This window comes from Alcanivorax sp. VBW004, from assembly GCF_009718865.1.
Lineage (GTDB): Bacteria > Pseudomonadota > Gammaproteobacteria > Pseudomonadales > Alcanivoracaceae > Alcanivorax.
Genome location: NZ_WNHC01000001.1, coordinates 1,654,585 through 1,669,264, shown reverse-complemented (window position 1 = coordinate 1,669,264; position 14,680 = coordinate 1,654,585). Strand labels below are relative to the sequence as shown.

Sequence of the window (14,680 nt, the reverse complement as noted above, 5' to 3'; positions counted from 1 at the left end):
CCTGTGCGCGACAGTGACAGCGGGCGATCGTGGCCAGCCCGAAAACCCCGAAAAAGCCGGGGCGCAAGGGTGTGGCATTTTGCGCGAAAGCGCCTGCCAAAACAATGTCGGCCCGGAGAGCAAACCGTTATGGTAGCGCACACCACTTCACGGTTTGGGCAATGGCCAATCGCTGTGCCATGATAGCCCAAACAGAAAACAGGCATACCGACCTTAATGACCCGTTACGCGATTCTGCCGCTCTGCGGCGCACTCCTGATCCACGGCTGCGCCAGCCAGACCCCAGCTCCTGAGCCCACCCCGGAACCCACGGTGCCGGTGGCCAGCGCCCCGAATTATGACAGCGAGACCCTGTCCGACCTGCTCGTGGCAGAAGTGGCAGCCCAGCGCCAATCCCTGGGCGTGACCCTTGGCTACTACAGCCGGGCAGCGGAAAGCACCCGTGACCCGGCCGTCATCAGCCAGGCCGCCCAGCTGGCCCACTATCTGGAAGATCCCCAGCAAGCCCTGGCCATGAGCGAACTCTGGCTGGACACCACGCCGGACAGCGAGGACGCCCTGCAAGTGGCCATCCTCTCGGAGATTCGTCTGGGCAACACTTCAGCGGCCACCCGACATCTGGACCAGTTACTGAGCGCCCATGGCGAAGACGCCCTGGGTCGTCTGGTCAACCAGGCACGCGGCCTGGACGAGCAAGGCAACCTGCAACTGGTCGAGGCCCTGGCCCAGCTCACCGACAGCTATCCGGATCAGGCACCTCTCTGGTACGCCCGCGCCCTGTGGCTTGAACACGAAAAACAGCCCGAACCGGCCCTGGACGCCACCGAGCGCACACTCAAATTAATGCCCCGCCATGAAGATGCCCTGCTCCTCAAGGCGCAGCTGCTCTACGAAACCGGCGAGCCCCAAAAAGCCCTGCGCCACCTGAAAAAGCTGGTCCGCAAATACCCGCAAGCGCGCCGCCCCCGCATCGCCTACGTTCGCATGCTGCTGGCCACCGGCCAGCTGGAAGAGGCTGGCGAGCAACTCACCATCATGGCAGAGCAAAACCCTCAGGATCTGGACCTGCGCTTCTCGCTGGCCCTGCTTGCCCTGGAGGCTGGCGCCAGCGATGCCGCGCAGACCCAGCTTAACGTCCTGCTCGCACAGAACTATCGCCCCGACGATATTCATCTGTACCTGGCCCAGGCCGCCGAGCAGAAGATGGACACAGACAGCGCCATCGACCATTACCTGAAAGTCGGTGGCCCCCAGGCCATCCGCGCGCGAGTGCAAGCCGCCCGCCTGCTGTACCAGCAAGGTAATGCCGGCCAGGCCCACGCCCTGATGCAGGATCTGGCCCAGCAACAACCGGAACTGCAGGACAGCCTGACCATCACCGAAGCAGAAATGCGCAGCAGCAACGGCGACCCTCAAGGCGCCATCGCCCTGATCAACGACGCACTGCGTGACCAGCCCGACAATACCGAGCTGCTCTACAGCCGTGCCATGACCGCCGAAAAGGTGGGCGACCTGGCACAGCTGGAAAAGGACCTGAAGCGCATCATCACCCTGAACCCGGACGATGCCAGCGCCCTCAATGCCTTGGGGTATACCCTGGGCAACCGGACCGATCGTCTGGACGAAGCCTATCAATACGTCTCCCGGGCACTGGAGCTGCGCCCCGACGACCCGGCCATTCTCGATTCCATGGGCTGGGTACTGTACCAGCGCGGCGAGCCGGAAGCCGCCCGGGACTATCTGCGCCGGGCCTATGAAAAATTCCCCGACCCGGAAGTCGCCGCTCACTATGGTGAAGTCCTGTGGGTTCTGGGCGCCCAGAACCAGGCCCGCCAGGTCTGGCGCGACACCCTGGAAAGCGACCCGGACGCCCCCCACATCCGCGAAGTCATGGAAAAACTCGGAGCCCGCCTGTGACCCTGAGCCTTACCCGCCTTATTGGCCTGGCGCTGATAGCCCTGGCATTAAGCGCCTGCCAGCTACGCCCCACCACGACCGCCCAGTTCGAACACCCCGGCCAGATCCAGCAATGGCAGATAAGCGGCAAGCTCGGCTACCGCACCGCCAACGACGGCGGCAGCGCCACCTTTGACTGGCGCCAACAACCCCAGCGGGGCGATATTCATTTTTCCGGACCACTGGGCTTTGGCAGCGCAGACCTCCATTGGGATAGCGGCCGCGCGGAACTGGTCACCACCAAGGAAACCTACCAGGCCCGCAGCCCCGGCGAACTGGCCTGGCACCTCACCGGCTTCTGGCTGCCCGTGTCTGCCCTGCAATACTGGGCTCGTGGCCTGCCCTGGCCCGGCGCACCAGCGGATGCCGAATACGATGACCAGCAACGCCTGATTTCACTGGAGCAACTGGGCTGGTCGCTCAGCTTCGATCGCTACGCGCCCATCGCCGGCGTCGCCCTGCCCTACCGCATCAAGGCCCAGCAGAACAGCAACCGTTTCACCCTGCTGATCAAGGACTGGCAACCCGGCAGCAGCGCCCCGTGACCCGACCAAAACCCGCCCCGGCACTGACACTGCCGGCCCCGGCCAAGCTCAACCTGTTCCTGCACATCACTGGCCGCCGCGATGATGGCTACCATCAACTGCAGACCGTGTTCGCCCTGCTCGACCATGGCGACACCCTGGCATTCTCCCCGGCAGACGCCTTGTCGCTGCAATGCCACACGGAAAACAACCAGGGCGCCCTCCCCACGGATGACAGCAACCTGATTCTGCAAGCCGCCAGAGCACTGCAGGCGCACACCGGCAGCAACAAGGGGGCGGCGATCACCCTGACCAAGCGCCTGCCACTGGGTGGCGGCGTAGGTGGCGGGTCCTCCGACGCCGCCACCGCCCTGCTGGGTCTGAACCAACTCTGGGAGCTGGGCCTGACACTGCCGGAGCTGGCCGATATCGGTCTGGCGCTGGGCGCCGATGTGCCCGTCTTTGTGCTGGGGCACAGTGCCTGGGCAGAAGGTGTCGGCGAACAAATTTCCCCCGTCACACTACCAAATGACGCTTTTTTGGTCGTTCACCCCGGAATTCATGTATCAACTGCTCGAATTTTCGGCGACCGGCAATTGACAAGGGATACACCCATCAGTAAATTACCGGCCTCGCTTGAGGCGGTGCTGACCCGCGACTTTCACAACGACTGTGAAGCGGTGGCAACCCGGCACTTTCCGGAAATCGGAAAAACGCTGGACTGGCTCAAGCAACATACGGGCAATGCTCGTATGACCGGCACAGGCGCTTGCTGTTTTTCCCGCCTGACCGGATTGCAACAGGGGCAGCAATTGCTGCAACAGTTGCCACAACACTGGACAGGTTTCGTCGCTCGAAGCTGTAATACTTCTCCTCTCCACCAGATTCTGGGAGAGACACTGGCGAAGTTTCGAGAGACAAAGAATTCAGGCAAACCCGCTTAAGCGGGCCTGAGACCGAGTGTTGGGGTATAGCCAAGTTGGTAAGGCAGCGGGTTTTGATCCCGTTATTCCCAGGTTCGAGTCCTGGTACCCCAGCCATTTTCTTCTGAGGAACCTCTTACCCTTCCCCTTAGTGGTTCCCAAATTCACGACGCAAGACCCCAGGGGGCGCCAGTGTCCAAGCTCGTCGTTTTCACCGGTAACGCAAATCCCGAATTGGCCAAAGCCATGGTCAACAACCTGAACCTGCCGATCGGCAATGCCGATGTGGGCACGTTCAGCGATGGCGAAGTTGCCGTGGAAATCCAGGAAAACGTGCGCGGCAAAGACGTCTTTATCGTGCAATCCACCTGCAACCCGACCAACAACAACCTGATGGAATTGCTGGTCATGGCCGACGCCCTGCGTCGCTCCTCCGCAGGCCGCATCACCGCTGTTGTCCCCTACTTTGGTTATGCCCGCCAGGATCGCCGCGTGCGCTCCGCCCGTGTGCCGATTACCGCCAAAGTGGTCGCCGACATGATCACCGCCGTTGGTATTGATCGCGTGGTTACCGTGGATCTTCACGCCGACCAGATTCAGGGCTTCTTCGATATCCCGGTAGACAACGTCTACGCCACCCCGCTGATCGTGGCGGACATCGAACGCCAGAACCATGACGACCTGATGGTGGTCTCCCCGGACGTGGGCGGTGTAGTCCGTGCCCGCGCCCTGGCCAAGCAGCTCAATGACGCCGACCTGGCCATCATCGACAAGCGCCGCCCCAAGGCCAATGTGTCCCAGGTGATGCATATCATCGGTGAAGTGGAAGGCCGCACCTGCGTACTGGTGGACGACATGGTCGATACCGCCGGCACCCTGTGCAAAGCCGCCCAGGCCCTGAAAGACCACGGCGCCGCCAAGGTGATTGCCTACATCACCCACCCGATCCTGTCCGGCCCGGCCATCGACAATATTGCCAGCAGCGCCCTGGACGAACTGGTTGTCACCGACACCATCCCCCTGTCCGAAGCCGGCCGCGCCTGCGCCAACATCCGCGTCCTCAGCCTGGCCCCCATGCTGGCCGAGACGGTACGCCGGGTGAACAACGAAGAGTCCCTGAGCGCCATGTTCGACCGGCTGGAGCTGGTATAGGGAGACGCAGCACGCTTCACGCTGCACGCGACAACACGGATCACGTCTTTTGATCTGCTCGCCTTGAGGCCGCGCACCAAATTATGGGCGCGGCCTCTTACGTTCTGAAACCGACCCCACTTGTCGTGTTGTTGCGTGGCGCGAGTTGCGTGATGCGTCCCGAAGGGCCATAATCGCGCCCCCGCGGAATCCTCCGTGGTTTTATCAACCTCTCTGGCCGACCTGGTCGCGGGAAGCCCGAGAGCATACTGGAGACAGACCATGTCCAATGAATTCCAGCTTAATGCTGAAAGCCGCAGCGATACAGGGAAAGGTGCGAGCCGCCGCCTGCGTCGTCTGCAAGAACGTGTTCCCGGCATCCTCTACGGTGGCGAAGCCGAGCCGCAGATGATCAGCGTTGAACTGCGCGAGCTGAAAAAAGCCCTGGAAAACGAAGCGTTCTACAGCCACATCCTGACCCTGAAGCTGGACGGTGCCAGTGTGCAGGCCGTACTGCGTGACATGCAGCGTCATCCTGCCAAGGGCCACCCGCTGCACGTGGATCTGCTGCGCGTCGACAAGACCCACAAGATCACCATGAACGTTCCCCTGCACTTCATCAACGAAGAAAGCTCTATCGGCGTGAAGAAGCAAGGCGGCGAGATTCAGCACAACTACGCGGAAGTGGAAGTGAGCTGTCTGCCCCAGCACCTGCCCGAGTTCATCGAAGTGGACATGGCTAACGCTGAGCTGGAGACCGTTATTCACCTGTCCGATCTGAAACTGCCGAAAGGCGTGGAGCTGACCCAGCTTGCTCTGGGCGACGACCACGACCAGCCGGTAGCTGCGGTTCACCAGCCGAAAGTCCGTGCGTCCGCTGATGACGATGCCGACGAAGCGGCAGGCGAAGAAGCCTCAGGCGAGGAATAAGACGCACCGTGGCGGAACCTGTTCGACTGATCGTGGGCCTGGGCAATCCGGGCCGCGAATACGAAGACACCCGCCACAATGCCGGCGTCTGGTATGTAGACGCCCTGGCCCGACGCCAGGGCGTCTTCCTTACCGAAGACAAGAAATATTTCGGCCTCACCGCCACCTTCTCCTTTGAAGGCGAAACGATCCGCCTGCTGGTTCCGACCACCTTCATGAACCGCAGTGGTCAGGCAACCGCCGCACTGGCAAACTTCTTCAAGATTCCCGTTACGCAGATGCTGGTTGCTCACGACGAGCTCGACCTGCCCCCCGGCTGTGCCCGCTTCAAGCAAGGCGGCGGCCACGGAGGCCACAATGGTCTGCGCGACATCATCAGCCGACATAGCAACAGCCGCGACTTTTACCGGCTACGCCTGGGCATCGGCCACCCCGGCTCTGCAGACCGGGTTACCCCCCACGTGCTGAACAAACCCTCCAAAGCCGATCGGGACCTGATCGATCGCGCCATCGATGAAGCCGCCCACTACACCGCCGATATGCTCCGCGGCGATCTGAATGGCGCCATGAACCACCTCAACGGCTTTAAAGCTTAAGATCAGCCACACGCCCCAAGCAGCACGCGACAACGCGAGAGCCGCTTTCTTTGATTTAAAGCAACGAGCCGCGCCTGACCATGAGAGCGACCTCATGGCGTACACGCCTCCTCCATAGCTGCGGCGCGTTGTAGCTTGTCGCTTGCCGCTCATGTAGCATTGCGGCCTCGAAAAATGGAGGTCTGTCATGGGTTTCAAATGCGGTATCGTCGGTCTGCCCAACGTGGGCAAATCCACCCTGTTCAACGCGCTGACCAAAGCGGGTATTGATGCCGAGAACTTCCCGTTCTGCACCATTGAACCCAACACCGGCGTGGTACCGGTGCCAGACCCGCGTCTGGACAAACTCTCCGCCATCGTCAGCCCGGAGCGGGTCATGCCCGCCACCATGGAATTCGTGGACATTGCCGGCCTGGTCGCTGGCGCCTCCAAAGGCGAAGGGCTGGGCAACAAATTCCTGGCCAACATCCGTGAAACCGACGCCATCGCTCACGTGGTGCGCTGCTTCGACGATGAAAACGTGATCCACGTATCCGGCAAGGTATCCCCGCTGGACGATATCGCCGTGATCAACACCGAGCTGGCCCTGGCCGACCTGGACACAGTAGAAAAAGCCCACCTGCGCGCCACCAAGGCCGCCAAAGGCCAGGACAAGGATGCCAAAGGCTTGCTGCCGGTACTGGACAAGGTACTTCCCGCCCTGAACGAAGGCGACCCGGCCCGTTCCGTGGAGCTCACTGACGATGAGCGCAAGGCAATTAAAAGCCTCAACCTGCTGACCCTGAAGCCCACCATGTATATTGCCAACGTGGACGAAGGTGGCTTTGAGGACAACGCCCTGCTGGACGCTGTGCGCGAGCTGGCCGAGAAAGAAAATTCCTCCGTGGTGCCGATCTGCGCCAAAATCGAATCCGAGATTGCCGAACTGGACGACGAAGAAAAAGCCGACTTCCTCGCTGACCTGGGCATGGAAGAACCGGGCCTGAACCGGGTGATTCGTGCCGGCTTTGACTTGCTCGGCCTGCAGACCTACTTCACCGCCGGCGTTAAGGAAGTGCGCGCCTGGACTGTTCGGGTTGGCGCCACCGCGCCCCAGGCTGCCGGCGTGATTCATACGGATTTCGAGAAAGGTTTCATTCGTGCCGAAGTCACCGGCTACGATGATTACATCGACAACAACGGCGAGCAGGGTGCCAAGGAAGCCGGCAAGTGGCGCCTGGAAGGCAAGGAATACATCGTCAAGGATGGTGACGTGGTGCATTTCCGGTTTAACGTATAAGAGAACGCTGCACGCACCACGTTTCATGCAACACGCGAATAAAAAAGGCCGCCCTTCCGGGCGGCCTTTTTTGTTTCGCAGTTAATTATTAACTGTTAACTATTCATTGCCCTTTTAGTCCGTACCGCCCGCATTCACTGGCTCGAAGTCTTCATCCTTCAGCTCCGGCAGCTTCTCATCGCAACCCTGAATGCCCTGCTTTTTCAGGTTGGTGCAGACCCGATCCAGCTTGTTGTCCACCGCGTGCATGTGATCCAGCAGCAGGTGAATCGCTTCGGCCACCGGGTCAGGCATGTCGTTGCTGACACCATAGGCCTGGAAACCAATTTTCTCGGCCATTTCCTGGCGAGTCTTTTCTTTCTCGGTCAACGGATGGCTAATCACCCGGCCCGGGATACCGACCACCGTCGCCCCTTCCGGCACCTCCTTGGTGACCACGGAATTGGAGCCAATCTTGGCATTCTTGTGCACCGTAAACGGCCCCAGCACCTTGGCTCCCGCACCAACCACCACACCGTCTTCCAGTGTCGGGTGGCGCTTGCCCTTGCTCCAGCTGGTGCCACCCAGGGTAACGCCGTGATACAACGTCACGTCATCACCGATTTCTGCGGTTTCACCGATCACCACCCCCATGCCGTGATCAATAAAGAAACGACGGCCAATTTTGGCACCGGGATGAATTTCGATACCGGTGAGCCAGCGCGAAAACGTGGACAACAACCGCGCCAGTTGCTTGAAGTTGCGCGTCCATAGCCCATGGGCCAACCGATGGAAAAGCACTGCGTGCAAACCGGGATAGTTGAGCAACACTTCCAGCGTATTGCGGGCCGCCGGGTCCCGGTGAAAGACCGAACGGATGTCCTCGCGCACTTGATCAAACATAACTACCTCAACATCGAAGCCTTGGGCCTGGGCCCGTTAGGATGACGCCAATAACCGTTTGTTACGGCACATCAGCCATCATCTCGCGGCATTTTTTTCTCCAACGCCACCAATACGCCCCGCAAAATGCTCATTTCCATTTTGTCCGGTCGGGCGCGCATAAACAAACGGCGCATGCGCGTCATCACCTGCCCGGGCTGCTCCGGATTCAGGAATCCACTCTGCGCCATCACCTTTTCCAGGTGGTCCAGAAACCCCGATACCGCTTCGTTAGTGGCCGGCGGCTCATCCCAGAACATTTCCGGCAACGGCATGACCTCGCGACGGGAACGGGATTCCTGCAGCTCAAAGTCGTCCCCCAACAACGCCAGGCGCAGCTCGTAACTGATTAATTGGACCGCCGACGCCACATTCAAGACCCCATACTCCGGGTTGGTGGGCACGCTCACATGAAGATTGCAGCGGCGCAGCTCATCGTTGGTCAGGCCCCGGTCCTCACGGCCGAACAACACCGCGATGCGAGTATCCTGCGGCGCATTGGCCAAATCGTGAGACAACTGAGCCGCCAGCTGGCGTGGAGTCAGGCAAGGCCACGGAATGCGACGCTGACGGGCGCTGGTGCCAATCACCAGAGTGGCGCCTTCCAGGGCCTCGTCCACGCTGTTGCATACCTGTGCAGCCTCCAGCACATCGCCGGCACCGGAGGCGCGCGCCGTCGCCTCCACACTGGGGTAGGCCTGCGGCTGCACCAGACGCAGATCCGACAGGCCCATGGTTTTCATGGCCCGGGCAGCCGCGCCGATATTGCCGGGGTGGGAGGTTTCCACCATCACAATGCGCACATTTTCCAACATGGGAGGCCTCTCATTAAAAAAGGCGCTAATCTTAACACGGCGGCTGCCCTGATCGCGCGGGCTCTGCTACAATCCGCGCCCCGGAACGGGAACCCCGAGTTTCCCTGCCCTGCGCTCTTTAAAGGAGCCTCTGAAGAACGCCTTGTGTGCTCAGTCTTTCAGGCTGGCCCGCAATCTAGGCGCGCTTTTGACGGTGTATGTCGATCCATCGAAAAAGGGCAACAACGAGTGCGGGCCAGCCTGGAAGACCCGGAGGGCGCGGTCTGAAACGCCCATTTGCTGCGCCTTGCCTCTAGGAAAGGGAACCACCCTGCCCGTCGAGACAAGACACAACAACTGCACGTTTCAGACCACGCTGAGCACACAAGGCGTTCTTCAGAGGCTCCTAGCCGTTACGCCACACGTCATATTGAGGATAGATGCCATGCATGCGCCGCAAGTGAATATCGCCCTGCGAGCCGCCCGTCAGGCGGGAAATCTGATTCGCAGAGCTGCTGAAAGCAGTGATCCCGTGTCTGTCACGAAAAAGGGCATGAACGACTTCGTCACCGAAGTGGATCGCGCTGCAGAAGCGCGCATCATCGATGTGATTCGCAAGGCCTACCCGGACCACAGCATTCTGGCTGAAGAATCCGGTATGCTCGAAGGCAGTGGCGACGGTAAAGACTACCAGTGGATCATCGACCCACTGGACGGCACTACCAACTTCATCCATGGCTTCCCCCAGTACTGCGTCTCCATTGCCCTCAAATTCAAAGGCAAAATCGAGCATGCGGTCATTTACGATCCCAACCGCGACGAAGAATTCACCGCCAGCCGTGGCCGTGGCGCCGCCCTCAATGGCCGCCGCATTCGCTGCACCAACCGGGCAGGACTGGATGGCTGTCTGATTGGCACCGGCTTCCCGTTCCGCAAGGACCAGGCCCCGCATATGGACGCCTACCTCGGCATGTTCGCGGATATCGCGGCCTCCACCGCCGGCCTGCGTCGCCCCGGTTCCGCAGCCCTGGATCTGGCCTGGCTGGCCGCCGGCCGGCTGGACGGCTTCTTTGAATTCGGCCTGGCAGAGTGGGACATGGCCGCAGGCGTACTGCTGATTACCGAAGCCGGCGGCCTGGTTGGCGACCTGAGCGGTGGCCACAAGTACCTGGAAAGCGGCGGTATCGTCGCCGGCAGCCCGAAAGTCTTTAAGGGCTTGCTGCAAAAAATCAAACCTCATCTGAACGACAGCCTGAAGCGCTAACCCCCGCACAGCCTCACCTTCTCCCTTCCTCCCGCTGCGGAGGAAGGGTTTTTCCTGCCTGTCCCCTCACTCCGTTTTGTAAAAACTCCTTAGACTTCAATACGAAAGTGCTGTCTGTGGCATGGACATCTCGGCACGCTTTGCTAGCGTGTCAGGTATAACGGTTCAGCAAGGAGACGCTTCATGGCAACAGTTTCTCTCACGGACAGCACCCTGTTCCGCCAACAGTGCTACATCGATGGTCAGTGGTGTGATGCTGACGACGGCGCCACCTTTGCGGTCGACAACCCGGCAAACGGCGAAGACATCGGCACCTCGCCCCGCATGGGCGAAGCCGAAACCCGCCGCGCCATCGACGCCGCCCATCAGGCTTTTCCCGGCTGGCGCGACAAGACCGCCGCCGAACGGGCCAACCTGCTGATGGCCTGGCACGATCTGATGATGGAGCACCAGGAAGACCTGGGCCGCCTGATGACGCTGGAACAAGGCAAGCCCCTGCCCGAGGCCAAAGGGGAAATCGCTTACTCTGCCTCTTTCCTGAAATGGTTTGCCGAAGAAGCGCGCCGGGCCTATGGCGACACCATTCCCGCGTCCAAACCCGGCCAGCAGATCGTGGTGATTAAACAACCCATCGGGGTCACCGCCGCGATCACGCCTTGGAACTTTCCCTCCTCGATGATTACCCGCAAAGCCGGGGCGGCCCTGGCCGCAGGCTGCACCATGGTGGTCAAACCCGCCAGCGCCACCCCGTACTCCGCACTGGCGCTGGCCGAACTTGCCGACCGCGCCGGGATTCCAGCAGGGGTGTTCAATGTCATCACCGGCAGCGCCGGCGCCATCTCCACGGCAATCACCGACTCCCCCAAGGTTCGCAAACTGAGTTTCACCGGCTCCACCGAAGTGGGCAGCCAGCTCATGGCCCAGTGCGCCAAACACATCCAGAAGGTCTCACTGGAACTGGGCGGCAACGCCCCTTTCCTGGTATTCGACGATGCCAACCTGGATAAAGCCGTGGAAGGCGCCATGGCCAGCAAGTTTCGCAACACCGGCCAGACCTGCGTGTGCGTGAACCGTTTCCTGGTACAGGAAAGCATCCACGATGCCTTTGTGGAGAAATTCAAGGTTGCCATCGAAGCCATGAAAGTAGGCGATGGCTTTGAAGAAGGCGTTTCCCAGGCTGCCCTCATCAACCGGGGCGCCTCCGATAAAGTCATGGAGCATCTGGAAGATGCACTGGGCAAGGGCGCCCGGGTCATCACCGGGGGCCAACGCCACGAACGGGGTGGCAGCTTCGTTCAGCCCACGCTGATCACCGGCGTTTCCACCGATGCCCAACTCTGCCAGGACGAAACCTTCGGGCCGCTGGCGGCCATCATTCCCTTTAAAACGGAAGAAGACGCCATCCGCATTGCCAACGACACCCCTTACGGGCTGGCAGCGTACTTCTACAGCGACAATATCCACCGCTGCTGGCGCGTGGCAGAAGCACTGGAAAGCGGCATGGTCGGCGTCAACGAAGGGTTGATTTCCAATGCCACCGCACCGTTTGGCGGGGTCAAGGAATCCGGCCTGGGCCGCGAAGGCTCCCACCAGGGCATGGAAGAGTATCTGGAAACGAAATACCTGTGCATGGGAAGTTGAGACGCTTCACGCAACACGCTTCACGCAACCACACGGGGCAATGCCTGTAATAACGCATACCCTCGCGCTTCGCGCATCAACGTGATCCCGCGGTTACAAGACGTGAAGCCAGCGCCACACGCAAGGCGCGCTGTTGTGTGCAGCGTGGAGCATGCTGGGTTAAAGGAGTTAAGGATGACGAAACGGCTAAACATCGCCCTGCTCCCCGGCGACGGCATCGGCCCTGAAGTCATGGCCGTGGCCGAACAAGCGTTAACACTGCTGATTGACCGCTTTCAGTTGCCGCTGTCCTGTCACTCTTTCCCCTGGCCGTCCCACGCCTGGCACCAGCAACACGGGCAGATGATGCCGGATGATGGCGTCGACCAGCTACGCGCCTTTGATGCCATTTTGTTGGGGGCCCTGGGCGACCCGGGGCCACTGGATGATCCGGACCGTTTTGTGCTGCCCGACAGCATTTCTCTCTCGCCGCTGTTGGCGCTGCGCAAACAACTGGACCTGTGGGCCTGTGAGCGGCCAGCCCGCTGGCAGCCCGGCGCGCCCCAGTACCTCAGCGATCCACGCGCCAACGATGTGGACATGCTGGTGATTCGCGAAAACAGCGAAGGTGAATACAGCAACCAGGGCGGTCGCCTGCGAGCCGGCACGCCCCACGAAGTGGCCACGCAGGTGGAGGTATTTACCGCCTCCGCCACTGAGCGTTTGATTCGTCATGCCTTTGAGCGCGCCCGCCAGCGGGCCACCCAACGTCATCGGCCGCGCCAGTTCAAGAACGAAAAAGCCTCACAGGTCTGCCTGATCACCAAACGCAACGCCCAGCCCTTCTGGGGCGACCTGTACACCGAAACCTTCCTGCGCCTGGCTCAGGAGTATCCGGATGTGGACACCCACCACGAACTGGTGGATGCGGCCTGCATGAAATTTGTCCAGTGTCCCTGGCGTTTCGATGTGGTGGTGGCCAGCAACCTGCACGGCGACATCCTCACCGACCTGGCGGCGGTACTCTGTGGCGGCCCCGGACTCGCCCCCTCCGCCAACCTGAATCCGGCCGACAACAGTATTCCCGCGTTATTCGAACCGGTCCACGGTAGCGCACCGGACATTGCCGGGCAGAATCTGGCCGACCCCCGCGCCACCCTGCTCAGCCTGGCCATGACCCTGGAATGGCTCGCCCCCCACCACCCGGCCCTGGGCAATGCGGCACAACATCTGCATGACACGGTAACGGCGGACCTGGCCAGGGGAAATGACCCCACACTGACCAACGGGGCCCAGGCCACCGGCACCCGGGAAACAGGACAACGGCTTTACGCATTGCTGGCTCCGTAACACGGGCCGGTAACGTCAGAGCACCAGCGGGGCGTATTTTCATCCCGCTGGCATCAGACAACGACGGCAATGAGCGATGAGAAAGGAGGCACCATGAGTCATTTGTCCCCCTTACTGGTTCAGTCCAGCGGGATTTGCGCAGAGCGCGGCGAAGGTAGCTGGCTCTATGATGAAAAAGGCAACCGCTGGCTGGACTTCACCTCCGGCATCGGCGTGACCTCCACCGGCCACTGTCACCCCAAAGTGGTCGCCGCCACGCAGGCTCAGGCCGCCAAGCTGGTTCACGCCCAGTACGCCACCGTCACTCACCCCAACATGCTGGCCCTCACCGACCGGCTCTACGAACACCTGCCCAAAGGACTTGATGCGGTGGCCTTTTCCAACTCCGGCAGCGAGTCCGTGGAAGCGGCCATTCGCCTGGCGCGCCAGGCCACCGGCCGCACCAATCTCATCGCCTTTCGCGGTGGCTTCCACGGCCGCACCCTGGCCGCCGCCTCGCTGACCACGTCCACCAGCAAGGTACGTACCGGCTGGCAGCCGCTGATGGCCGGGGTCAGCATCGCCCCGTTCCCGCACGCTTATCGCTATAATCAGGACATGGATCAGTGTGTCACCGACTGCCTCAACGAGCTGGACCATATCTTCGCCACCGAGTGCAACCCGGCCGACACCGCCGCCATGATTATCGAACCGGTGCAGGGCGAGTACGGCTATTACCCCGCCTCGGCCGCCTTCATGAAAGGCCTGCGCGAACGTTGCGACAGGCACGGCATCCTGCTGATTGCCGATGAAATCCAGGCCGGTTTTGGCCGCACCGGCAAGTTCTGGAGCCACGAACATTTCGATGTCAAACCCGACATCATCGTCACCGCCAAAGGGCTGGCCAGCGGCTACCCACTCTCCGCCATCGCCGCCAGCCGCGACCTGATGACCCACGGCTACCCCGGCTCACAGGGCGGCACCTATGGCGCCAATGCGGTGGCCTGCGCCGCCGCACTGGCCACCCTGGACGTCATTGAGGAAGAGCAGCTGGTGCCCCGCGCCGACAAGCTCGGCCAGCAGCTCCTTACTCACTTGCAGGGCCTGCAAAAACAGCATGACTGCATTGATGAAATTCGCGGCATGGGGCTCATGCTGGGCCTGGAAATTGTCAGTGCCCCACACACCCCCGATGGCGACCGCGCCGGCAAGCTGCTCAAGCATTGCGAAAATAACGGCATGCTGATGTTGCGCTGCGGCACCCAGGGCCAGGTGGTACGCTGGTTGCCACCGCTCACCGTCACCGAAGCGGAAATCGAAAAAGCGGTAGAACTGTTTGATGCCGCACTGAAAGAAACATGAGTTAAAAGATGAAAGTTAAAACGCGATCCCGGCATAGGGTTAACAGGCCCC

13 protein-coding genes and 1 tRNA gene are annotated in these 14,680 nt (G+C 61.1%); 12 read left to right on the top strand and 2 right to left on the bottom strand.

Annotated elements, in window-relative coordinates; genetic code table 11:
- Positions 1–216: 216 nt before the first annotated feature.
- From F1529_RS07705 to ychF, 8 genes are all read left to right on the top strand, one after another.
- Entirely contained in the window at positions 217–1,917 is a 1,701-nt protein-coding gene (locus F1529_RS07705) for a tetratricopeptide repeat protein (protein ID WP_155133431.1), read from the top strand.
- Entirely contained in the window at positions 1,914–2,501 is a 588-nt protein-coding gene (lolB, locus tag F1529_RS07700) for a lipoprotein insertase outer membrane protein LolB (protein WP_007150623.1), read from the top strand. The genes F1529_RS07705 and lolB overlap by 4 nt, the downstream gene beginning before the upstream one ends.
- A complete protein-coding gene (ispE, locus tag F1529_RS07695) occupies positions 2,498–3,424 on the top strand; it encodes a 4-(cytidine 5'-diphospho)-2-C-methyl-D-erythritol kinase (RefSeq protein ID WP_370456973.1) in 927 nt (308 codons plus the stop codon). Before lolB ends, ispE begins: the two co-directional genes overlap by 4 nt.
- 20 nt (positions 3,425–3,444) lie before the next feature.
- Positions 3,445–3,520: transfer RNA gene (locus F1529_RS07690), tRNA-Gln, on the top strand.
- 75 nt (positions 3,521–3,595) lie between these two features.
- A complete protein-coding gene (locus F1529_RS07685) occupies positions 3,596–4,555 on the top strand; it encodes a ribose-phosphate diphosphokinase (protein WP_007149324.1) in 960 nt (319 codons plus the stop codon).
- A gap of 261 nt (positions 4,556–4,816) precedes the next feature.
- The gene (locus F1529_RS07680) at positions 4,817–5,464 is read left to right on the top strand and encodes a 50S ribosomal protein L25/general stress protein Ctc (RefSeq protein ID WP_155133428.1); all 648 of its coding nucleotides are present in this window, start codon (positions 4,817–4,819) and stop codon (positions 5,462–5,464) included.
- A gap of 8 nt (positions 5,465–5,472) precedes the next feature.
- Entirely contained in the window at positions 5,473–6,060 is a 588-nt protein-coding gene (gene pth / locus F1529_RS07675; RefSeq protein WP_370456972.1) for an aminoacyl-tRNA hydrolase, read from the top strand.
- A 187-nt stretch (positions 6,061–6,247) separates the two neighbouring features.
- Positions 6,248–7,339 carry a redox-regulated ATPase YchF gene (gene ychF, locus F1529_RS07670; RefSeq protein ID WP_007150675.1) on the top strand — a complete coding sequence of 364 codons (1,092 nt, stop codon included), beginning with the start codon at positions 6,248–6,250 and terminating at the stop codon, positions 7,337–7,339.
- Between the two features lie 114 nt (positions 7,340–7,453).
- On the opposite strand, the gene cysE is transcribed toward ychF, so the two are convergent.
- Both cysE and F1529_RS07660 read right to left on the bottom strand, forming a co-directional pair.
- Positions 7,454–8,221, bottom strand: a complete 768-nt coding sequence (cysE, locus tag F1529_RS07665; RefSeq protein ID WP_007148881.1) for a serine O-acetyltransferase — start codon at positions 8,219–8,221, stop codon at positions 7,454–7,456.
- A gap of 71 nt (positions 8,222–8,292) precedes the next feature.
- Positions 8,293–9,075, bottom strand: coding sequence for an RNA methyltransferase (locus F1529_RS07660; RefSeq protein ID WP_155133425.1), 783 nt, complete (start codon positions 9,073–9,075; stop codon positions 8,293–8,295).
- Positions 9,076–9,499: 424 nt separating this feature from the next.
- Here F1529_RS07660 and suhB point away from each other — a divergent pair, with 424 nt between their 5' ends.
- The 4 genes from suhB to F1529_RS07640 all read left to right on the top strand — a co-directional run bounded on the left by suhB (position 9,500) and on the right by F1529_RS07640 (position 14,629).
- Entirely contained in the window at positions 9,500–10,318 is an 819-nt protein-coding gene (gene suhB / locus F1529_RS07655; protein ID WP_155133422.1) for an inositol-1-monophosphatase, read from the top strand.
- Between the two features lie 183 nt (positions 10,319–10,501).
- Positions 10,502–11,959: an NAD-dependent succinate-semialdehyde dehydrogenase gene (locus F1529_RS07650; RefSeq protein WP_007149127.1), complete on the top strand. Its 1,458-nt coding sequence runs from the start codon at positions 10,502–10,504 to the stop codon at positions 11,957–11,959.
- A gap of 174 nt (positions 11,960–12,133) precedes the next feature.
- Positions 12,134–13,288: an isocitrate/isopropylmalate dehydrogenase family protein gene (locus tag F1529_RS07645; RefSeq protein ID WP_155133419.1), complete on the top strand. Its 1,155-nt coding sequence runs from the start codon at positions 12,134–12,136 to the stop codon at positions 13,286–13,288.
- A 93-nt stretch (positions 13,289–13,381) separates the two neighbouring features.
- Positions 13,382–14,629, top strand: a complete 1,248-nt coding sequence (locus F1529_RS07640) for an aspartate aminotransferase family protein (protein ID WP_196220380.1) — start codon at positions 13,382–13,384, stop codon at positions 14,627–14,629.
- Positions 14,630–14,680: the final 51 nt, after the last annotated feature.

Excerpts from the sequence above, each read along its gene's own strand:
- F1529_RS07705 (WP_155133431.1), top strand. The coding sequence starts at position 217 with ATGACCCGTTACGCGATTCTGCCGCTCTGCGGCGCACTCCTGATCCAC.
- F1529_RS07680 (WP_155133428.1), top strand. The coding sequence starts at position 4,817 with ATGTCCAATGAATTCCAGCTTAATGCTGAAAGCCGCAGCGATACAGGG.
- ychF (WP_007150675.1), top strand. The coding sequence starts at position 6,248 with ATGGGTTTCAAATGCGGTATCGTCGGTCTGCCCAACGTGGGCAAATCC.
- cysE (WP_007148881.1), bottom strand. The coding sequence starts at position 8,221 with ATGTTTGATCAAGTGCGCGAGGACATCCGTTCGGTCTTTCACCGGGAC.
- F1529_RS07660 (WP_155133425.1), bottom strand. The coding sequence starts at position 9,075 with ATGTTGGAAAATGTGCGCATTGTGATGGTGGAAACCTCCCACCCCGGC.
- suhB (WP_155133422.1), top strand. The coding sequence starts at position 9,500 with ATGCATGCGCCGCAAGTGAATATCGCCCTGCGAGCCGCCCGTCAGGCG.
- F1529_RS07650 (WP_007149127.1), top strand. The coding sequence starts at position 10,502 with ATGGCAACAGTTTCTCTCACGGACAGCACCCTGTTCCGCCAACAGTGC.
- F1529_RS07645 (WP_155133419.1), top strand. The coding sequence starts at position 12,134 with ATGACGAAACGGCTAAACATCGCCCTGCTCCCCGGCGACGGCATCGGC.
- F1529_RS07640 (WP_196220380.1), top strand. The coding sequence starts at position 13,382 with ATGAGTCATTTGTCCCCCTTACTGGTTCAGTCCAGCGGGATTTGCGCA.